The sequence below is a fragment of the Sphingopyxis yananensis genome (assembly GCF_020687785.1).
Lineage (GTDB): Bacteria > Pseudomonadota > Alphaproteobacteria > Sphingomonadales > Sphingomonadaceae > Sphingopyxis > Sphingopyxis yananensis.
This window is the reverse complement of record NZ_JAJEWI010000008.1, coordinates 37,509-58,464: the sequence shown is the minus strand read 5'-3', so window position 1 is coordinate 58,464 and position 20,956 is coordinate 37,509. Positions and strand designations below refer to the sequence as shown.

Here is a 20,956-nt window from a genome sequence, read left to right as displayed (position 1 = left end):
TTGCCGCTGTTTTTCATACCCTATGTCAGGAAAATCATGACGTATAGCTATGGTATTTTCATAAATGTGAAATCATATGTGTCCCGCCACATCGCTGCTAATTCCATCGCATCGATGATGGGCGATCCGGCGGGGAAGCGCGTGGCGCGAGATGCGGCTCGATGGGTGCGTGATTGGGTGCATAATTCTCATGCAGGACCAAGCCACCATAGTTCCGCCGTTCCAGTGCCGCGCGGGCTTGGTCCATTTGGCTTTGGATTTTCAACAGATCAGCAATGCTCGCCATGCCGGTCCGGCGAAGCATATTGGCGCGGTGCACTTCGACGGTGCGCGGGCTGATACCCAGCAATCGGGCAGCAATTTTGTTGCTAGAGCCGCCATGCAGCGCCCGCAGAATATCTTGTTCTCTTGGCGTGAGGTGGTGCAAAATCTGTGCAGCTTGTTCCTGATCACATAACCATTGCCGCCGTGACGACAATGAAAGGCTATGGCGTTGTACGGCAATGGTAAGGCCGGTCAGGTCTGATGCGCTGCTCAATATATCCGCTACCCCGCTGTGCAACAGTTGGTGGGCGTCGTCCCCGCTTAGGAATGGCGCGATAACAATTAACGCCAAACAAGGTGTGGCGCATGATTTTTTCAACAAAAATTCGCGCTCGCTTGGTGATAAGAAGGCCCAATCCGCCAGCAAAACCATGTCTGGCCATGGTCCATATGGCAAATCTGCGAGCCGCTCAGCGATCATGAAATCCTGATGATGATGGCCGCGCAAATGGGATGAGATGCTCTGCTGCTGTAATGGGCAGGGCATGATTATGCCAATTTTCATGGTTGCGTCCCCCCAAGAAGACGCAATGATGCAAAATGACGTGAGGGAGCGGAAGGCGCTGTTTGCTCCATTGTGCCGCCAAAATGGCTGGATATGGGGCGTTACATCGGCATTCTGTCTGGATGTAACGTGATATCATCGGGATGGGTCTTGAAAGGGTCGGAGATAATCGAAATGCCTAGGGAGCTATACGACAGCCTCGGGCCGGCCAGCATGCTTTGAATTGGATGAAACTCCGGCAAAGTGAAACTAGTGAAGGGATGATGGAGCCGAGATAGGCCCGCCAATGAGGATGGAGTAACGGTGACCCGATCTGGCACAGGGATTTGTTTGGAAATGATAATTTTTGTCGCCATAATGGGTGTTTAGCTTGTTTGTTTTTCAGGGCATGTATAGGTTTTGCGCCATAGCTAACCAGCAGATTGCGAGATGAATGTATAACCCTATCAACTGTCCCGATATTGATAAAAAACACGAAGCGCGCGGGGCGGATCGATTCGAACTTTTCACGGAAGCGGAAGGCCTTTTGTCTTCACGCGGGGCGGAGCCGATTGTGGTTCACAACCTGTCCGCGACAGGGGTGCTGCTGGAAACAGAAACATTGCTGCACGCGGGGCAGCGAATCCATATTTCCATGTCTGCGGCGGAGCCGACAGCGGCTGTCGTCGTGTGGACGGGTGACGCTTTATATGGCTGTCGTTTTGAACATCCCATCAGCCAAGAAATGCTGAGCATGGCGCGCAAGCATGACCTGTTGGCTGCGGCGGAGATCACGAGTGAATTGGCATCGGTTGCGGCAACTGCGCCGGCTATGGCCGTAACAGCCGATAGCGAGCCATTATCTTTGTCGGTTCGCCTTCGGACCTTGCGCGAAGCAAGAGGATTGAGTTTGGCCGCTTTGTCGCGGCGTGCGGGCATCAGCAAACCCAGCATTTGGGCATGGGAAACGGGCAAAACCGTTCCGCGCGTGCGCAGCATTGAAGCATTGGCGAGGGCCCTGTGCGTCGATGCCGCCGATATTTGGGGCAGCGATGCGGCTGTGGGCCCGGTGCTACCCGCGACCGTTCCGACCATCAGCGGCCCGAGCAGGGGCGGCGGTGCGGAACCGCTGGACCGTGTCATTGCATCGGCCCGTGCCTCCATCGCCGCCGCGGCGGCTGTGCGCCCAGAGCGTGTGCGTATCACGGTGGAATTTTAAGCCGAAATAGGCTTGGTGCGCCGTGCGGTTAGGCTTTTCGCCCGCCGCACGGGTGGGGGCGTGCTATGCCTAGCGTGCCAAGGATAGAATTTGGTCGTTCAGCGCGTCCAGCACCAAAATTTCCAAATCATGATCGCCCGCCGTGCGCGTGATAATGGGGCGGCCCGAAATCAGGCTGGTCAGGCTGCCGATCATCATGACGGCGCGGACCCATGCAGCGCGTTCGTCAATTTTCCCATTGGAAGCGGCGCGGATCAGCATGGCGGTTAGCGCAATGCCGGGGTTCCATAGCTGGGAATAGAGAATTTCAAACGCTGCCCCTGGGCTAGCCATTTCATGTTGAATGAATAAAGCGCGGCTTTCCGTGTCGGGCGAGGTGAGTAGGAAACGCGCCAAATTGCTGAGCAAGTCAAACAGCAATGTCTGCGCCGTTTTGGCGTCCATATTGGTAGCCAGCATGGCGGCAATTTGTTCCGCGAGTTGCCCCACACTTTTGTGATAATCGGCCACAATTTCGTCGGCGCAGGCGCGGTACAGACCTTCTTTATTGCCGAAATAATAGGTCAAGGCTGGCAGGTTGGTTTCAGCCTTTTGCGCGATCATGCGGGTGGTTGCGGACGCAAAGCCGCGCTCACCAAATATTTCTGATGCCGCTGACAAGATACGGCGGCGCGTTTCCTCGCCTTTTTTATAGCCTTGGGCGGAGGCACGCATTTGTCGGGCCGATGACGGAGAAAGGGCGGATTTGGACGTCATATCAGAAGACATATAAAGCCTGTTGAAATTCTATCAATTGATAGATATTGTGAAAGCAATTGGCGAGAGGACATAAAGATATGGCACGCGTGGACCTGCAAAGCTTGTGGCAAAGAGTGGAATCGCAAAAACAGGAAAATCCAGCCATTTATGGCAATGTCGATTTCTCTGTCATCCCCGAACGCTTTGCCGCAACGGCGCACGACCATTCCACCATATCGGGAAAATATGAAGCCGAACGCGCCGCCTTGCTGGCGGATTCGCATATGATGGAATTTATTCGCGCTTATTCGCTGATGGGCGACCGTGTTGCCGATGCTTATGCGGGTTTGATGCGCGAATATGGGTTCCGCCACTTGGTAGAGATGCTGACCGAGGCTTGCGACAAAGGCGTCGAATCCGTGCCCGATGCGCCGCCAGAATTGGTCGCGTTCATCCATGCGATGGAGCAAACGCCAGATTGGCTGGACATGGAAATGGTGGAAGAGGGCGCGCGTCTGGACCGCAATAGCGCCGCCAATATGGGGCCATTCATCATTCGCGGCGCTTTTATCGCGACCTTCATCAACAAATATGCCGCATTGCCAATGGCGATCACCAACACTTTGTCCAGCGGCACATCGGCGCGGCGGGTCAAGGAAACGGCGACTTTCTTTAGCACATCGGTGCTGCCGGGGGCCTTGGAACGCTTTGGTCCAGGGTTTAAATCGGCCGCCATGGTGCGGTTGATGCACAGCATGGTGCGGGCCAATGTCATGCGGCGTCCCAAGGATTGGGATTTGGGTGTATATGGCATTCCCATTCCGCAGGTGGACCAGATGCCCGCCGGATTAATCACCATTTTCTTGCTGTCGTACAAGCTGCTGCGGCAGGGACGCACCGAGTTTAACCGTGACGAGCGGGCCAAGGTGGAATTGTCCCGCTATCGTTGCTTTTTGCTGGGACTGCCCGAAGATTTGCTGGCCGATACGCCGCAAGGCATTGTGGATTTGATGACAGCGCGGGGCGGCACATTGCGGGCTGGATTTGATGACAGCACATGCGGAGAGTTGCTGCGCTCGACGATGGCGGCGGATTTGCGGCCGGACAACAGCCTGAAGTCCCGTATCTATGGCGTGTTTGAAATGAGCTTTTCCAAGCTTTTCTTCCTGAAAAGCTTTTTGGAAGGGGATGAGAAAAAAGCACGGGACATGGGAGTATATATTACCCCGACCGACAAGTTGTTGGCCGCCATCGCGGGCGTGTTCGTTTTTGGCCGCTTATTTGGCTATGCGATGATGCGGAAAATTCCGTTGGTTTGTGATTGGGCGGATCGCCGTTTGGTTCGCAAAATTAAGGACCAACTGGCCAGCTATGGTCATGCGGAATTTACCACGGACGCCAGCCACTATCGCGCGGCGCCGCAAGCTGTTCCGGCGGAATAGGGCGCGAAGCCTTGGGCGGCATGGCTGATGCTATGTCGCTTGCGGGCAGACGTCCATCATATCAACGCTGGACATCCATGGCGCAGAAGCGCAAATGCAACCTATGTTTACCAAGAATGACCTTGCGATTTTGGAATATGATACCCCCGAATTTGCGGTGGTGCGCCCCGGTCGCTATGTGCTGTGCGCCGTTACCGGCCAGCAAATCGCCTTAGAAGATCTGAAATATTGGAGCGCCGAGTTTCAGGAAGCTTATGTGGATGCAAAGGCTTCTGCGACGGCGATCATCGCTGGCGGCGCTGCCAATTTGCCGAAATCCTGATCGGACGAACAACAAATGGCGGCGGGGATGCACCATGCAGCCCCGCACCATATGGGGTTTAATAGCCTAGCTTTAAATCCACCTGATGCGCCAAGGTTTCGCCTTGGTGCCAGCGTTCCAAATTGTCCAAAAACCGCTGGGCGGAACGCACAAACATTTTGTCCTGTGCGCGGCCCGACAAATGCATGCTGATATGCACATTGTCCATTGTCCACAAAATATGATCGCTGGGCAAAGGTTCGGGCGTGGTCACGTCCAAAAAGGCGTGGCCGATTTCGCCGGATTGCAGGGCATGGATCAGGGCGTCTTGATCCACCACCGTGCCGCGCGCGATGTTGACCAATATGGCGCTGTTTTTCATGGCCGCCAATTCGGCGGCGCCGATCATGTCGTCCGTTTCATCGGTAGCCGGAACCGCCAAAATTACCCAGTCAAAATCGCCCAGCTTGGCCCGCCATTCGTCCGGTCCCAAAACACCGTTTTGGCCGCCGGATCGGCGCACCACGCTGACATCCACACCAAAACCATGCAGTCGTTCTTCGATTAACTTGCCAATTGCGCCATAGCCCAGCAGCAGGGCTTTGCTGCCGAATAATTCCATCTTGCCGGGGCTGTCGATCAGCCATTCGCGGCGTTGCTGGGCATAGATGACATCGCGATACCCCTTGGCGATATTCAGCATTCCCATCACCACATATTCGGCGATGGTGATGGCGTTAATGCCCGCGCCGTTGGTCAGGGTGACACCGCGCTGGGCCATTAATTCCAACGGCATACCATCGACACCGGCATAAATGCTGTTCAGCCATTTCATATTTTCGGCCGCTGTAATCGCCGCTGCCATATCGGCGCGGTGATACATATCGAACCAGCCAATGTCGGCGCGCGGAGCCAGCGCTAATGCTTCCTCACGGGTGCTGAAATATACAGGTTCCACCCAATGCGGCAATTTCGATTCCAGCAGGGGGCGGATCATCGCCGACATCACGGCAACGCTTTTGGACATATTTTCCTCTCCATCATCGTTGACGAAGAGGATGGCGAAGCTTGATAGGTACCACAAGCCCCGCCACCAGATTATTCTATTAACGGATGGGGCTAAAGGATGGGGCGCCAATCCCATGCCAAGGGGTCGCCGTCCATCACATCCACGCCAGCGGCGATGAGTTGATCGCGCAAGGCGTCGGATGCCGCAAAATCCTTGTTGGCCCGCGCCGCTTTGCGTTGGTCCAAAATGCTGGTGATGTCGGCTTCGCTGATCCTTGCGGCCTTGGGGCGTAGGCGCAATTCTTCGCGGGTGATGCTGAACAATTGCAAGCCCAGCACCTTGTCCATCGCTTCGATCAAGGCGCGTTTTTCGCCGGTGTCGACCTTTTTCATCGCGGCTGCTTCCTCGATCAAGGTCAGGGCAATGGCGGTATTCAGATCGTCGGAGACTGCCGCGTCGAACTTGGTCAGCAAGTCCAACAGGCGGGGATGCTCGACGGTCGCGCTGGTGACATCGCGCAGCGGCATGACGGCCATGACCAGTCGCTTCAAACGCGTCAGCGCGGCGGCCAAATTGTCCCAGCTATATTCCAATTCGCTGCGATAATGGGCCTGTAAGCACATCAGGCGATAGGCGAGGGGGTGATATCCCTTGTCGATCAGCAATTGCAGACGCAGAAACTCGCCCGAGCTTTTGGACATTTTGCCCGATCGTTCGACCAAGAAATTATTGTGCATCCACATCCGTGCGCCGCTGTCGGGGGAGCAGCTATGGGCTTGGTTTTGTGCAATTTCATTGGGGTGATGAATTTCACGGTGGTCAATGCCGCCGGTATGAATGTCGAAAGGAAAGCCGAGCAACGCTTCGGACATGACCGAACATTCCAAATGCCAACCTGGCGCGCCTTTGCCCCATGGGCTGTCCCATTCCATCTGGCGCGTTTCGCCTGCGGGTGTTTTGCGCCAAATCGCAAAATCGGCAGGGTGGCGCTTGCCGTCCACGGGGTCGATGCGGCTTTCGCCTTCGTCGGTGCCGTGGCGGGCCAAGCGGCCATAATCGGACACCGTGCTGGTATCGAAATAGAGCCCGCTGGGCAGTTCATAGCAATGTTTGTCCGCAATCTGCTTTGCAAATTCAATCATTTGCGGAACATAGTCGGTCGCGATGGACCAATGGGCTGGCTGGGTGATGCCCAGCGCGTCAATATCCGCCCAATAAGCATTGGTATAATGGCGGGCGATGTCCCAAATCGATTGCGCCTTCTCTGCCGCCGCCTTTTCCAGCTTGTCTTCGCCAGCATCGGCGTCATCGGTCAAATGGCCAACATCGGTGATGTTGATGACATGGGTTAATTTATACCCCTTGTGCCGCAACGTGCGGCCTAGCGTGTCGGCGAACACATAGGCCCGCATATTGCCGATATGGGGATAATTATAGACGGTGGGGCCACAGCTATAGACACGCGCTTCGCCCGCATGAACGGGGGTGAATATTTCCAGACTGCGCGTCAGGCTGTTGAACAGATGCAGTGGTGTTTCGGCGGGACGATGAAGGTCGGTCATGGCCGAAGCCATGCCCCGATCAACGCGCCATCGTCAAGCCGATAGCGCGTCCTATGTGATTATCCCTATGGCGGGCCATATGAACGATGCCTGCTTCGTCCCTAGGGCCTTGCCCCTAGGGCGTTGGGGCCCACAGATCGTCATTGGCCGCGCCGGTGACCGGATCAATGATAAGCGGCTCGCCGGACATGGGATGAATGTCGCTGACGCTGATCAGGCTTTCGGGCATTTCGGCGGATTCCCTTTCTTCGGCGATCACCTCATCCTCTGGCTCATTGTCGGGGGAGGTGGGATCGCCGATGATCACTTGAATCGGAAATTCCGGCAAATTGGGTGTCGTTGGCGTGTCTGGCCCCAAGGCTGCTGCACCGCAGACGGTCGGGTCGACGATCAGGCAACTGTTCATCAACGATATTTGGTTGAAGCTTGTGCTGGATGACGGACGTTCCCCATTGATGGTCACACCGGGGAAAATATCCGAAAATGGCGTGATGGCGTCGGCCCCCGTAAAAATGCCATTGAAGGTTTGGCGTGTCCCGTTGATCACCACCAAAGTGTTGGCATTACTTGTGTTAATGTTCAGCCCACCGGGCCCAAAGGCTAGGCCATTGCGTTCCGTCGGCAAAATGCCGTCGCCGCTATTTTGGACGAAAAAGCCCGTATCGACGGTGGCGTTGATGCGGCCTGCGGCAATATAGCCGTTGTTTGCAAAGCCGTCATTTTCCATCAAACGCTGTTCATATTGGCGCTGGGTGGTGGCCGATGCCAGATCATTGATCGCGGATTGCGTCGCTGCAATGATGCGCGGTGCGGTCAGGTTCAATGTGCCCGTGGGCTCAGACGAACCGGACATATTGCCCATGAAAATGGAACCTTCGCCTAGCAAAATACGCATTTCGCGTGCGGCGACTAGGTTGAGCCTTACAATGTCGGATGTCGCGAAGACATTCACATTGCCAACAACGGACATGTCCCCACCCGACAGGATGGACAAATTCCCTATATCACCAAAATCGACCGTCATATCGTCCAGAATGACTTGCGGAGCCGAGCTCGCGGCGCTGGCTGGGGCTTCGATGATGATAGTGTCGGCGCGAATGCTGTTCAGTTCATCGCTGCTCAGATGATATTCATTGCCGGTCTGTGTGCCGCCGATCTTGGTGGTGTTGGCGCTATTGCCATTGATCAAGCGAACGGTGCTGTCGGGAGAAAAGGACATAATTTGGCCTGAACTGCTATCGATATCAATATCCGCCGAGGTCAGCGTGATATTGCCTTCGGCTTGCGCAGAACCCATTATGCCAAGGGTGTTGGCAACCCGAATGGTGGCATCGCCGCTAAAGGCGTTGATATTGCTGAAGCTCAGTCCTGCCGTGCTGGCGATGTCGACGCTGCGGCCAGTGACGTCGACAGTGTCGCTGGACAGCAAATTATCCACCAACACCGTGCCGTCTTCGGCATAGAGGGATGTGGTGCCTTGGCTTTGCGCTTCGCCCAAATCAATGCCCCGTCCGCCGCGTAAATCAAGCGCCTCTGTCGCCATGATTTTGCTGTTGGCGTCTGCGACAATCTTGTTTCGTGCACTAAAGTTCACCGCGCCGCCAGAAATGCTGTTGGTGCCAGCGCCGCGCCCCGTGTGGTGCAGTTCGATCCAACCGCCAGCATCGGCGGATATGCCATTTTGCGCGCTGATCATATTATCCGCCGCGCCGGACAGGTGGAAGCCCATGCTGGCGCTGGTCGCGGCGTCTATGCCGCCGGCCACTGCGATGCGGCCCCCGCTGACCGCCTGAAAAATAATGCCGTCCGTTGCGGTCAGCGTGTTAACAGGAGTGGGATCACTAGGGTCCTGTCCGCTGCCGTTCAAACCATCTGCGGCTGCGTCAATGCTGTCGGCCGCAATGGTCCCGCCATTGGCGATGAAGGATATGCGCCCTGCATAATCATCGCCGCTGGCATCCACAGAAATATTGTTGAGGTCCAGACTGCCGCCACTTTCGACGCCGACCCGAACCTGCCCACCATAAATGGTGAATGGCTGGGACGAGCCGCTTGAGTCAAAACCATTTGCTGAAAGCGTGACTTGGGTGTCGGCGCCCGACAACAGCTGGCCGCCGCCAGATGCGGACAGCGTTACCGCGCCGCCCCGGATGAAATCTGTCCCCAGTACCAGCGACGAGTCGGCGTTCATATTGAGATTGCCGTCTAGCTGAATGACACCGCCCGTCGCCGACAAGCGGACGTCACCCGAGCTAGCGCCCGTACCCGATGACGTCAGCGACAAATCAGCGGGATCAAGGCTGCCGCTGTGGCCCATTTCCAAGCGCCCAGACACGAACACATCAACGGATGCATCGCCAGTCAAATTGCTGCTGTTAGCAAAGGCCAAGGTGGAAGCTGTGCTAATGTCGCCGGTCAACCTGCCGGATGCGTGGGCCGTGACCGCTCCGTTGAAACTGGTCGTGCTGGATGCCGCAGTTTGAATGCGGATATCCGCATTGGCCTGAACTGGGCCGCTGATATCAATTTGGCCCCCCACGATGTTGCGACCCGCCGATAGGATGATCGAGCCATTGGACCCCGTGGTGGCGGTGTCAGCGCTATATCCAACATTGCCTTGGACCAACATTGTGACGGCATTGTTTTTCGGGATCGCGACCATGTAAATATTCTGGTTCGGGTCCGATCCATTGACCAAGGTTTGCCCGCGATGAGTCAGCAAGGTTTCATTGCCTGTTCCGGTGCCAGAACCGGTCGTGACATCAATATCGAACAAGCCTTGGTTGATCCGGATGCTGGCCGCTTCGGCCACAACATAAGCGACGGACCCATGGGCGGTGACGGTACCGTCATGAACAATGTTCGGTGCAACAATCGCGACATAGTTGGATGTTGCGTTGATGGTGCCGCTATTCCAGACGATGCCGTCATAAAAATCGGTGGAGGTTCGCGTGCCGCCGAACTGAATCTCTCCGTTTGCGCCATAGAGGCTGCCGCTGGTGCCCGCCGATCCCGCATCTTGCAGGTCATGCAAGATATTGCGGCTGGTCAGAACCAAGGCGCCAACGTCAAACCGCCCAGTCTGCCCAACATAGATGCCCGCACCATTTTGGAACCAAATATTGCCATTGGGCGACGAGGTGACATTGCCGTTAAAATTGATCGCCGACGCGAAATCCGACCCATCGGCGTTCACAAATTGGTTGAGTACCGTGTAGTTACCGTTGACGGCGCTGGATGCGTTGAAGTTCAGGCTATTGCCTGCTTCTAAAAAGGTGACATAGGCGCCGCTATTCGGGCCCGTGGGCGTCCAGCGGATCACTGTCTGGCCTTGGTCGACCGTGACCTGACCGGTGTTAACGGTGGAATCCAATGTGACCCCACCCATGCCGCTGTGATAGTTGCCGGTAATTTGCGCCGAAGCTGGCGCAGAAAAACCGAGCATGACGGCGCAGGTCAACGCCGCGCACCCGCCATTCAACATGGATTTCAGGGTGGTGAAGCGGGCGGGCGATAATGATGTCATGGCCGTCATCCTCTTATGCTTTTCTACGCTTTGGGTGCCCAGCAGGCTTAGCGGGCGCGGACGCCAAAAAATGTTGATAGCGAAACGAGCAACCTAGGGTCAGGACGTTCTGTCAGCAGCCCAGCCTTGTTCAGCGGCACCGCCAATGTCATGTCCACGCGGCCAATTTTATGGGCCGTTGCGCGCCACCCAAGGCCGGTTGAAAACATATGCTGCTTGTCTAGGCCAGCCAGACTGCTGTCTTTATTCCAAATTTGAACCGCATCGAAAAAGACATAGGGCTGAAGTTCGACATGTTTCTTACCCAAGGATAGGCCGCCGGCATAGCGTGCCTCGAGGGCGACGGCTGCGCCGCTGTCTCCGATAACCGTGCCAGCATCATAGCCGCGTCCGACGGTGAAATTGCCGCCCGAAAATTCTTCATAGGCCAGCAAAGGCTTGGCCGCCCATTGACCGCGCGGGGCGGCGGAAAGGGCGAATTTGGGATGCGGGCGATATTCCATTTGCATCGACCCACGCAGCAAAAAGGCATCGGGGCGACCCTCGACGCGTGACAATGGGATACGGCCCGGCGCAGCGCAGCCCGCGCCATTGGCGCCACAATCATCGCTGGCACCCAAAAAGCTCAGGCCTTTTCGCGCTTCGAGATAACTATGCACCGACCAGCGTGGGTGGCTGGGTGAATAGCCGCCGCGCCCTTGGATGGAGCCGGCATCAACCCAGCCCGCATCGGCGCGAATATAGGCCACACGCAGCCGGTCTTGGCTCAGCTTTAAGTTGGTCAGGCGCACGTCTTGGTTGATGAAATCCAATCCGCCGCCAATATTGACGCGCTGTGTCTGGCTGAGCAGCAAGGGATAGCTGGCGTAAAGATTGATAATCTGGGCATCGGAGCGCAGGTCCAGTCCCCGAATATCGGGCCGCGTCCATGCGTTGCTATAGCTGCCGCCGATGCGCAGTCCGTCGCGCCCAACGCGAAATTCATGCGCCACTTGCACAACCTTTTGTTCTTTAAGGTCGGGCGTCGCATAAAAGCTGAGCGTCGTCAGGTCGCCCATGCCCGTCAGGCCCGCAATTTGTGCACGGGCCACGCCGGACCAGCGGCCCACATCACGCGTGCCATAATTTTGCACGGCAAAGTCAAAGATATAGGGCATGCGAACGACTTGCACTTCGCCAATCACTTCGCCTTCCACACTGCCAGAGCGCAGGGTCAGGCGGGCGTCCATGCCCGGAATATCCCGGGCTAGCAGCAAGGCTCGTTCGGCTTTGTGGATATTGAACACAGGCTGATCGGTCAAATGCGACAGATAGGATTCCAGCATTGCTTCATTGGCACCGGCATTGCCGCGCACCTCGACCCGCGCGAGCTTGGCGGTCAGCACATCCAATTGAATAGCGCCGTCTTCAATGGTTTGCGGCGGAATGCGAACCGCCGCCAAATAGCCTTGGCGGCGCAAAATGGTGGCGGCGCGGTCCCGAATTTCACAAACAGCGGCCAGCGATAATTCTTGTCCCTGCATGGCCGACCAACTGGGGGATAGGGTGGCCATATCGACAAAGTCGGACCCTGTGAAAGTCACACTGCGCAAGGTGAAGCGAATATTTTGATATTCAGGCTGGGCCAAGGCACAAGGCGCGCGTTCGATGAGTTGGTCTTCGGCCGTAATGGCTTGTTGGCGCTGGGGCGGGGCAGACAATATGGGTGGTTGCTGCAATTCTTCACGGGTCGGCAAAATATTGCCGCTTTGGGCCAGCGCAGCCGACGGCATCAGGCCTGTCACTGCACAAGCACTGGCCAACAGGATGCTACGCAGATGTACAGGCAGTGATCCCGTTGTCAAAATGCTGGTCGTCCGCACGGGTGCTTGCCCATTTTGCCAAGACGCGGCACCAATCATGGCCTGAAACCCCATAAAACCCCCCTTCGTTCCGCTGAATTAAAGCGGAATTTCATATTCTCATTGGGGGTAAAGCCCCCATTTTCGGTGCGACCCGTGCTGGCTGCCGCCGCCGCGGCGGCAGGGGCGGTGATTAGTCGGCCATGGCCGCTGCCAAGCGATCAATTTGGCCTGTGCAATTTTTGCTGATCAGCGCCTCCATCGATGCTTCGGCCCCATCGGGGGTGCTGTTCAGCGCAGCAAAGCGAACGGTCACAGGTGCAGCCAGTCCGCCACCCGACAGTTTATAATCCACATTATATTGGATGGGTAGCGTTTCATTCGGCCATTTGCGATAATTGGCCCCCGACACAAAGGCGATGGTGTCGCTATGCTCGCCCTGTTCAATGCGCAGCAGTTGGTCGCTGTCCATATCGGGGCGCCAGAGCAGCAATCCGCCAGCATCCGCTACGCAGAAGGTGCCGCCTTCGCGGTAATCGAGCAGCCACAAATTGGGGGCGCGGGCGTCCAGCACCTTTTGCGCGTCGGTGCCGCGTGAAAACCCGCCGCGTGACCGCATGGTGGGGCCTTTTGCCAGCATGCGCGTGACGGCGGTGCTGGTATTTTGGCTCGCCGACACAGGGCCATTGGCGGTGAAATTGCCAGGTCCGCTGAGCGTGCGGGTCTTGCCCGATTGCATCAGCACCAATTTATCGCCGGCAATCAGCGTGACTTTGTCGCTGTCTTTCAGGCGGCTGCCCGCCGGATATTTGGAAGCAGAAGGCCCCGTCGCACGAACGACCATCGTCTGCGCGGCGGCTGTTCCCGCCAATGTTACGGCTGACACCGCCGCAACGGTCATCGCCAAATGGCGAATGCGGAATTTAGGTAAGGACATAGCTTTCTCCCCTTTGCGTGGCGCTCAGTCGTTCAATCAGAAAGTTGATAGCAGCGTCTTGCGGCAAAATTTTGGTAATTTCTGTGGCGATCATCACATATTCTGTGTGATCGCCCGCACCATGTGCCCCGACCAGCTTGTGCACCAATTGGCGTTGCTGCGCGGTCAAGTCGGGGCGCGGGGTGAACAGGTCGACGGGCCGTGATCGCCCGCGTAGCGTCACGCGTCCCATGGGTATCAAATCATCACGGTCGCTGCGCGTGGCGGCTTCTGCGCTGAACAAAATATTGTTCTTCAAGCTTTTGTTGGCGGATTCCAAACGGGCGGCGGTGTTCATACTGTCGCCTAGCGCCGTATATTGAATGCGTCCATCACCGCCGAAATTGCCAACAATCGCGTCGCCCACATGCAAACCCACGCGGGTCATGCCCAGCGGCGGCACCCCTTCGGCCATATCGATGCGAAATTTTTCGCCAGCCTCATAGAGGGCCAAGGCCGCTGCGGCGGCGCGTTGCCCATCGTCGGCGCGGCTGATCGGCGCGCCCCAAAAAGCGACCACGGCGTCACCGACAAATTTGTCGATGGTGCCGCCATGTTCCAGCACCACGTCGGATAGACGATCCAAATATTCGTTCAGCAATCGGGCCACATCCTCTGGCGTGATGGCGTGGCTTAATTTGGTGAAGCCCTCTAGGTCCGTAAAGACACAGAAAATCTCGCGCTTTTCGCCCGTCAAGGACAAGCGGTCGGGGTCGCGGATGATTTCCGACGCAATATCGGCGGGCAGATATTTGCCCAGGGCGGACTGCGCAAAGGCGCGCTGGCTGGACCCGACAGCGCGCGCTGCGGTGCCAAAAGACGCATAGCCCAGCAGCCAGCCAAAGGCCCAGCCAAAGGATGGCAAATCTGATGTGTCAATATTCTGGCCCTGAAGCCAAAAGGGAAAAGCGGCCAAGAACAGCATTTGGCTGCCGAACAGCAAAATCATCCAACGTGCGCGAATATCGACCAAGGCGGTGGCCCCACCTGCCAGCACGACCAAAATTGCCAAGCCCCATAATATGGGCGATGAAATGGGCTTGAACCATGCCCCGTCCAATTGCTGGGCCAGCATATGGGCATGGACTTCCAGTCCGATCATCGTTTCATGTTCGCCCGTAATGGGGTCCACAAAGCGGCTGAGCGGCGTGTTAAATTGATCATTATCAATAATATCGCCGCCAATCAGGACATAACGTCCGCGCACCAGATCGGCAAAGCTAGCGCGCATGTCATCGTCCATATCCATCGCAAAGCTGTCGATGGGGATATTGGCAAAGACGGGTTCTTCTTGCCCCGCGGTGGCGCGGGAAGGGGACAAGAAACGAATGGGGCCCGTATAATTTTTATGGGCCGCATCAACGGGGGCCAAGGCGTTGGACATTAACGGCGGCAGATTGGCCGGCCGGTCCGGCCATTTGCGAATAACACTGTCGCCGTCGGTACGAAATAACACGCTGGTCGGCTGCGTTTTGTCGGTGCGGACAGAGCCTAGAAAGGCTTCGAGAAAGCGTTGTTGCTCAAAGAAAATCGTGTTCGGGTTGCTGGCCTGTTCGGCATAAGCCAACCATGTTGGCGTCTGCATGGCGCGCAATTGATTTTTCAACAGTTCATCGTCGGGACGGGGACTGTCAAAGGCAATATCGATGCCGATGGCTTTTGCGCCCATGGCATCAATATTGCCCAGTGCCTTGGCCAGCAAGGTGCGGTCCAGCGGAGAGCGGATGCCCGTGTTGAACAAGGTTTCGTCATTATAGGTTACCATGACAATGCGTTTGTCTTGGCTGACATGCGGGGCCATGGCGGTGGCGCGGGCGTCATAGAGCGCGCGTTCCGCCTCGCCAATTAAGGGGGCTTCCCAGCTGAAACGGGCCAGTGCGACGGCCAATAACAAGGCCAGAGTGACGACGATTAAACGCCATGGGCCAAGCTGTGCCACAAGCCGCCGCAGCCGCTTTGCCATGGGAATAGCGTGCGTGGATGCGGGGGCGGCATCTGCTGGCGGGGCGCTGCTCGCCATAAATTAATGCCCCAATGTCAACGCATCATCACTGGGCACCTGCGTGACCTTTGTCGGTGCGGCTGGAGCAGCACTAACGTCGCGTAGCAACGCCTGTGCCCCGTCACCGATGATCGCAAAACCCGCCCAATAATAAGGGTGAGAGGTGCGAACATCATCCATCAAATTGACCTGTGTGGCCCATAAGGCATCGGCCACACTCTCGCCATTTTTGGCGGCGAACAAACCGCCGATCAGGCGCTTTGTGGCGTCATAATCATCGGGGGCAGGCCAATGGCTGGCGATGACCGAGCGGCCCCCTGCACCAATGAAGCTGCGCACCAGTCCATCCAGCGCATTGCCGCCGCCGCCGGTCACACCCGCTTCGCGGGTGGCAAAGACCGACGCTTCGGAGGCCGTGTCACAGGCTGACAAGATCACCAGATCGGCGTCAATTTTCAGGTCGAAAATTTCTTGGAAGGTCAGCAATCCGTCCGATTCCTCGTCGCCAAAGCTGGTGACAAGGGCAGGGCGTGCCGGACAGGACGGAATGGGCGCCGTGACCAAACCGTGGGTGGCGAAATGAATGATGCGATAATCGTTCAAGTCGCTGCGTTGCCGCACGGCGCTGTCGGTAAAGGCTGCGCCAGTTAACAACATGCTGTTGCTTTGGCCAACCGCGCTGCTGGCTTGAACCAGTTCATCGGCTGAGATAGGCCGCGACCATTGCGTCACATCCCAATGGCATTGGGCGTCCATGCTGCCGCTATATCCGCCGCGTGTGCCAGTGGATGGCAGTTCACCGATCACGGGTGCATTTTGCCCCAGTCCCAAATATTGCCGCGTCGCCCGCGACGGTGCCGCGCGGCGGGCGTTGCGGAACGATAGGGCCGAAACCGCCGTGCTGGGACGCGTAGAACGGCCCAGCCAAGCAATGCCGCGCATATCAAAGGGGTCGGCATTGGGGTCCAGCAGGCGGTTTTCATAATCGGCCAAGCCGGTATCGGACGTGATCAGCAAATTTACTGGCAAGCGCAGCATGCCGCCATCAGGTTCAAAGATCAGGTGCGGAACTTGGGGCACGCGGGCGGCCATTGGCCCCATCAAACGGCCATATAGGTCACGCGCCAACGCCGCATTATAGGGATAGGTAACACGGCTGCCATTTTCGATGGCCGAGATGGAATCGCGCAGCAAATCGACATCGCGGTCCAATTCGCGGGCGCTTAATGCGGATTTCCACAATTTGGCGTCGTTGGGGCCAATCAACATGGCATATACCGCGTCACCAACGACCAGCATTTTTAAATAGGCTTCGTCGCTGCGCAAAACCTTTTGTAGGTCGCTAAGGCCAAGGCTGCCCGACGCGACGACGCGGAATTGCGGATATTCAGATAATAGCGCCAGCGTTTCCGCTTGTTGAAACGATAAATTATCGATTTGGCTGCGCAGGCTGGCGCGCAAGGTGGTGGTTTCGCTGGTCACAGGCAATTGCGCCAGACGCGCATCCTCGATGCGGCTGCGTTCCATATCGCGCGTCAAAGTGGTGGCCTGGCGGAATAGACGCGAGCTTTCGCCATTTCCGGCGGAGAGTTCGCGGGCCAACACGGCCTGTGTATCGGCCACACCGGGGCGGACCTGTAACTGGCTGGCCACGAAAAATTCGGCAATGGCGCTAGGGTCGGTGTCGGCGCGATTGGCCAAAATGCTGTAATAAGGGGCCATGATATTGGCCATGCCGCTGGCCGAACGCTGGCTTTGTGCCAACATCGATACCACATCGCGATATAAAGCCAGCGATTTGTCATCTTGACCTTGGCGGGTCAAAAAGGCCGCATAGCGGGCCTTGGCGGATGCCAAGGCGCTGGTTTCGGGATATTCTGCGGTCAATTCGCGCACGGCATCGGCCAAACGCGCATCGGCGGTGGATATGTTGCCCAAGGCTTCTTCGGCCAGCGCCAATTCGCCCAGCATTTGCGAGCGCAAACGCACGGTGGCGGTAACGCGCCCATTGCGGACAGATTGTGCGCCCGCCAGCGCCCGCAATTGGGCGTCGCGCGCGCCCGCCGCATCGCCGCGCAGGCGTAGGACGGTGCCCTGTAATTGCGCCGCTTGCGCATCAATGATGCGGGCGCGTTCGACAGGGGTCAGCTTTTGGGTGTCCGCTTCGGATGTCAGGCCCGCTTGGCTGGTTTCGCTGTTCAAATTGGCGGCCATAGCGGGGGTCAGGGTGATGCTCCGTCCGCTGACTTCCACTGGTAGGATGATTTGCGCCATGGGTTGACGTAAAATGGCGTCGGCTTCGTCCAGCTTATGCTGGTTCAGCGCGTGCATCGCCCGAAAATTACGGCGGAGCCTTTGCTGAACCATGTCCGCCGTAGGAATGGCGTCGACCTCGGCGAACAAGCGTTCCGCCTCGGCAAATTCGCCCAAATTGGTTTTTTGCAAAGCGCGGTTCAGCGTGAATTCGCTGCTGTCCAGACCAGCCGTATTTTCTCCGCTGTTGCTGCGCCGTGACAAGGCTTCGAAAAATTCTGCGGCTTCGGCATAATCGCCCGCATGGTTGCGGCGATATCCTTCGGCCAAGGCTTTGTCCAAATCAATGGCCCCCGCTACGGTGCGCGCAAAACCGTCATTGGCCCCGACCGAGGTTGTCGCGACCTTGATTGTGCCGGATGCAATGCGCCGTTGTTTCAGGGACGCCAAAGCCAGTTTCAAGGCGTCGGCATAAGCCTCAAACCCTTCGGCATGGAAGGTGTAGGCGCCATCGGGCACATTTTGCTGCGTCCACATAACGGTGCTGTCGCTGAGCACGCAATTATTGGGCGCCGTGCAGGTCAGTTTGACAGGGCGGCCTTGCTCGATACGGGGGGCAATGTCGGTGGGGCTGCCCGACAATTTGCGGATATAGCCGACGGGTTGGCTGGCATCGCGGCACAGCACCATCCAGGACCGTTCATAAAGGCCGGCCAAGATCGGGTCATGAACCGTGGCTTGCACCTGACACAGCGCACCGCCCTTGTCGCCGATAGAAAAACTGTCCTGAATATTGGGATCGCCCATCTGGGCCGACGCGGGCGCGGACAGCGCGCCCAAGCTTAAGGCTGCAAGGGCGCTCCATGCAGGCATAGAAATGGTTCGTAGATGTGCCATGTTAGATCCCCTTCGTCGTCCATGGCCCAGTTCTTGTGTCAAAGACGCACAATCATACTGAATCTGTGGGCGAACACCCCCCCGGACCCCTTTATTTAACCTGCTAGAAGAGCAAAGGGAAGTGATCTAGGCCACAGGCGGCTTGCGCCCGCTTGCTTGGCGACCTATTTGAATAAAAATTTCTTCTTTCCGACGAGGATCATATGACGAGCTTCAAAGATCGCGAACAGGCGTTTGAAAATCAATTCGCACGGGATCAGGAATTGCAATTCCGTATCACGGCGCGCCGCAACCGCTTGATTGGTGAATGGGCCGCTGTGCGGATGGGCCTGACCCCCGAAGAAACCGACGCTTATGCCAAGGCTGTTGTACAAGCTGACTTTGAAGAAGCGGGCGACGAAGATGTGATCCGCAAATTGGCGGGCGATTTGACCGCTGCCAAGGTGGATATCAGTGACGCGGAAATTCGCAGCGCCTTGGTCGAAAAGGCTGTCGAGGCGCGCCGCCAGTTTATCGAAGTCCAAAATTAAGGAACGCTTTTCATGGCAATGCAGGAAGCCGAGCTGAAGGCGATGATCACCGCATCCTTTCCCGATGCGACCGTGACAATCACCGATTTGGCTGGTGATGGTGATCATTATGCCGCGCATGTTGTTAGTGAATCCTTCCGAGGAATGACCCGTATTGCGCAGCATAAGGCGGTTTATGCCGCGCTGGGCGGGCGTATGGGAAATGAACTGCACGCCTTGCAATTAACCACTGGCATCCCTTCATAAGAAGCCATGACCATATTTACGGCGTTCCCGATTTTTGGCCCAGTTTTGGGGCATCCCAATTGCCGAACGCCCCAATTTTCGGACGATATGACGTCCGAAGGAGAAAATAATGAGTGATCCTATCGTCCATGACCGCATTGCAAAGCTGGTCGCCGAAAATCCTGTGCTTTTGTTTATGAAGGGCACGCCTTTGTTTCCGCAGTGCGGCTTTTCCTCGCGCGCTATTGCGATGCTGGACCGTCTGGGCGTGGAATATGGCTCGGTCGATGTGTTGCAAGACATGGAAATTCGCCAAGGCATTAAGGAATATTCCGACTGGCCGACCATTCCCCAACTATATGTTAAGGGTGAATTTATCGGCGGCAGCGACATTATGATGGAAATGTGGGAAGCTGGCGAATTGCACGAATTGGTGGCCGATCTGCCCGCGCGCGCGGAATAAGATATGCCGCAAAACGGATGGGCCATGCCATGATGGGCGGCTGATCTGACGGGGCAAGATGAAGGGGCTGGGCCAAAGGCTTTTCAGCCCCTTTTTCATAGGCGGGAGGCGCGTTGATATGGCCTGTCACCGCTATGAAAAGAGGCATTTTAAAAAATTCCTGTGGCATCACCTCTTTCCCTTGGGGGTGCGGGGTGCCACATTGGGGGCATGAGCGAAGACAAGCCTTGGCCTGACAGCATCCGCGCGGGCGATGTAGAGCAGCATGAACCCTTGGTGCGCCGCGTATTGGCGCCCAACCCGTCCCCCTATACCTTTACCGGAACCCAGACATGGATTGTCGGTAATGGGACGGATGTGGCGGTGATCGACCCCGGCCCGACGGGCAGCGGCCTGAGCATTAGCGACCCTGCGGATATTCGCGGGGCAGGCCATGTCGAAGCCATTTTGCGGGCCACCGAAGGCCAGCGGGTTCGCGCCATTTTATGCACCCACACCCACCGCGACCATAGCCCCGCGGCGATTCCGTTAAAGGCCGCAACGGGTGCGCCGATCATTGGCTGTGCGCCCCTTGTAATCGCAGATGACGGGCCGCGCGCAGACAGCGCCTTTGATACTGATTATGCACCCGACCAAGTGTTGGCCGATGGCGAGCAAGTCCATGGTGATGGCTGGACATTGGAAGCGGTGGCGACGCCGGGGCATACCAGCAATCATTTATGTTTTGCATTGCTGGAAAGCGGCGCCTTGTTCACGGGCGATCATGTCATGGCATGGTCGACCAGCGTGGTCAGCCCGCCCGACGGAAATATGGCCGATTATATGGCCAGCCTGTCTTTGCTATATGAACGTGAAGACCGTATTTATTATCCGGCCCATGGTCCAGCGGTGCTGAAGCCGCGCCAGTTGGTGCGGGGGATGTTGGGCCATCGCAAACAGCGGGAACGGCAGATTTTGCGGGCATTGGAAAAGGGCGAGCGAGACATTCCCGCCATGGTGGCGCAAATGTACAAAGGATTGGACCCGCGTTTGACGGGCGCGGCCGGACGATCCGTGTTGGCGCATTTGCTGGATTTGGAAAATCGGGCGCTGGTCCGCTGTCAGGATGACCGGTGGAGCCTTGCGTCCTGATGACCCCCTTGGACCATATCTGGGCCGAGTGAC

General features: G+C 57.0%; 16 protein-coding genes. 7 read left to right on the top strand and 9 right to left on the bottom strand.

Annotated features, from left to right (window positions below; genetic code table 11):
- Window positions 1–97 precede the first annotated feature (97 nt).
- Complete coding sequence (locus tag LKO31_RS08365; protein WP_227689838.1) at window positions 98–829, bottom strand: LuxR C-terminal-related transcriptional regulator; 732 nt, start codon at window positions 827–829, stop codon at window positions 98–100.
- Between the two features lie 526 nt (window positions 830–1,355).
- Between LKO31_RS08365 and LKO31_RS08360 the strand changes: the two genes are divergently transcribed.
- Complete coding sequence (locus tag LKO31_RS08360) at window positions 1,356–2,027, top strand: helix-turn-helix domain-containing protein (RefSeq protein WP_227689837.1); 672 nt, start codon at window positions 1,356–1,358, stop codon at window positions 2,025–2,027.
- A gap of 69 nt (window positions 2,028–2,096) precedes the next feature.
- Here the strand turns inward: LKO31_RS08360 and LKO31_RS08355 are convergent, their stop codons facing one another.
- Window positions 2,097–2,795: a CerR family C-terminal domain-containing protein gene (locus LKO31_RS08355; protein WP_227689836.1), complete on the bottom strand. Its 699-nt coding sequence runs from the start codon at window positions 2,793–2,795 to the stop codon at window positions 2,097–2,099.
- Between the two features lie 68 nt (window positions 2,796–2,863).
- On the opposite strand from LKO31_RS08355, the gene LKO31_RS08350 reads away from it, so the two are divergent.
- Both LKO31_RS08350 and LKO31_RS08345 read left to right on the top strand, forming a co-directional pair.
- On the top strand, window positions 2,864–4,207 hold the full coding sequence (locus LKO31_RS08350) for an oxygenase MpaB family protein (RefSeq protein ID WP_227689835.1): 1,344 nt from the start codon (window positions 2,864–2,866) through the stop codon (window positions 4,205–4,207).
- A 103-nt stretch (window positions 4,208–4,310) separates the two neighbouring features.
- The gene (locus LKO31_RS08345) at window positions 4,311–4,529 is read left to right on the top strand and encodes a DUF2093 domain-containing protein (protein WP_227690583.1); all 219 of its coding nucleotides are present in this window, start codon (window positions 4,311–4,313) and stop codon (window positions 4,527–4,529) included.
- Window positions 4,530–4,587: 58 nt separating this feature from the next.
- On the opposite strand, the gene LKO31_RS08340 is transcribed toward LKO31_RS08345, so the two are convergent.
- The 7 genes from LKO31_RS08340 to LKO31_RS08310 form a co-directional block, all read right to left on the bottom strand.
- Entirely contained in the window at window positions 4,588–5,535 is a 948-nt protein-coding gene (locus tag LKO31_RS08340) for a D-2-hydroxyacid dehydrogenase (protein WP_227689834.1), read from the bottom strand.
- Window positions 5,536–5,627: 92 nt separating this feature from the next.
- Complete coding sequence (gene cysS / locus LKO31_RS08335; RefSeq protein ID WP_407699265.1) at window positions 5,628–7,091, bottom strand: cysteine--tRNA ligase; 1,464 nt, start codon at window positions 7,089–7,091, stop codon at window positions 5,628–5,630.
- Window positions 7,092–7,194: 103 nt separating this feature from the next.
- On the bottom strand, window positions 7,195–10,605 hold the full coding sequence (locus LKO31_RS08330; RefSeq protein ID WP_227689832.1) for a beta strand repeat-containing protein: 3,411 nt from the start codon (window positions 10,603–10,605) through the stop codon (window positions 7,195–7,197).
- 47 nt (window positions 10,606–10,652) lie between these two features.
- Window positions 10,653–12,521, bottom strand: a complete 1,869-nt coding sequence (locus LKO31_RS08325) for a ShlB/FhaC/HecB family hemolysin secretion/activation protein (protein WP_227689831.1) — start codon at window positions 12,519–12,521, stop codon at window positions 10,653–10,655.
- A gap of 118 nt (window positions 12,522–12,639) precedes the next feature.
- On the bottom strand, window positions 12,640–13,383 hold the full coding sequence (locus tag LKO31_RS08320) for a hypothetical protein (protein ID WP_227689830.1): 744 nt from the start codon (window positions 13,381–13,383) through the stop codon (window positions 12,640–12,642).
- Window positions 13,370–15,442, bottom strand: coding sequence for an adenylate/guanylate cyclase domain-containing protein (locus LKO31_RS08315; protein ID WP_227689829.1), 2,073 nt, complete (start codon window positions 15,440–15,442; stop codon window positions 13,370–13,372). Before LKO31_RS08315 ends, LKO31_RS08320 begins: the two co-directional genes overlap by 14 nt.
- A gap of 3 nt (window positions 15,443–15,445) precedes the next feature.
- On the bottom strand, window positions 15,446–18,574 hold the full coding sequence (locus LKO31_RS08310) for a CHAT domain-containing protein (protein ID WP_227689828.1): 3,129 nt from the start codon (window positions 18,572–18,574) through the stop codon (window positions 15,446–15,448).
- A 203-nt stretch (window positions 18,575–18,777) separates the two neighbouring features.
- Here LKO31_RS08310 and LKO31_RS08305 point away from each other — a divergent pair, with 203 nt between their 5' ends.
- The 4 genes from LKO31_RS08305 (at window position 18,778) to LKO31_RS08290 (ending at window position 20,923) form a co-directional block, all read left to right on the top strand.
- Window positions 18,778–19,104 (top strand): DUF1476 domain-containing protein, encoded by a 327-nt coding sequence (locus LKO31_RS08305; protein ID WP_227689827.1) that lies wholly within the window; start codon window positions 18,778–18,780, stop codon window positions 19,102–19,104.
- Window positions 19,105–19,116: 12 nt separating this feature from the next.
- Window positions 19,117–19,350 (top strand): BolA/IbaG family iron-sulfur metabolism protein, encoded by a 234-nt coding sequence (locus tag LKO31_RS08300; protein WP_227689826.1) that lies wholly within the window; start codon window positions 19,117–19,119, stop codon window positions 19,348–19,350.
- A gap of 109 nt (window positions 19,351–19,459) precedes the next feature.
- Window positions 19,460–19,792 (top strand): Grx4 family monothiol glutaredoxin, encoded by a 333-nt coding sequence (gene grxD, locus LKO31_RS08295; protein WP_227689825.1) that lies wholly within the window; start codon window positions 19,460–19,462, stop codon window positions 19,790–19,792.
- A gap of 210 nt (window positions 19,793–20,002) precedes the next feature.
- Window positions 20,003–20,923 (top strand): MBL fold metallo-hydrolase, encoded by a 921-nt coding sequence (locus tag LKO31_RS08290; RefSeq protein ID WP_227689824.1) that lies wholly within the window; start codon window positions 20,003–20,005, stop codon window positions 20,921–20,923.
- Window positions 20,924–20,956 lie beyond the last annotated feature (33 nt).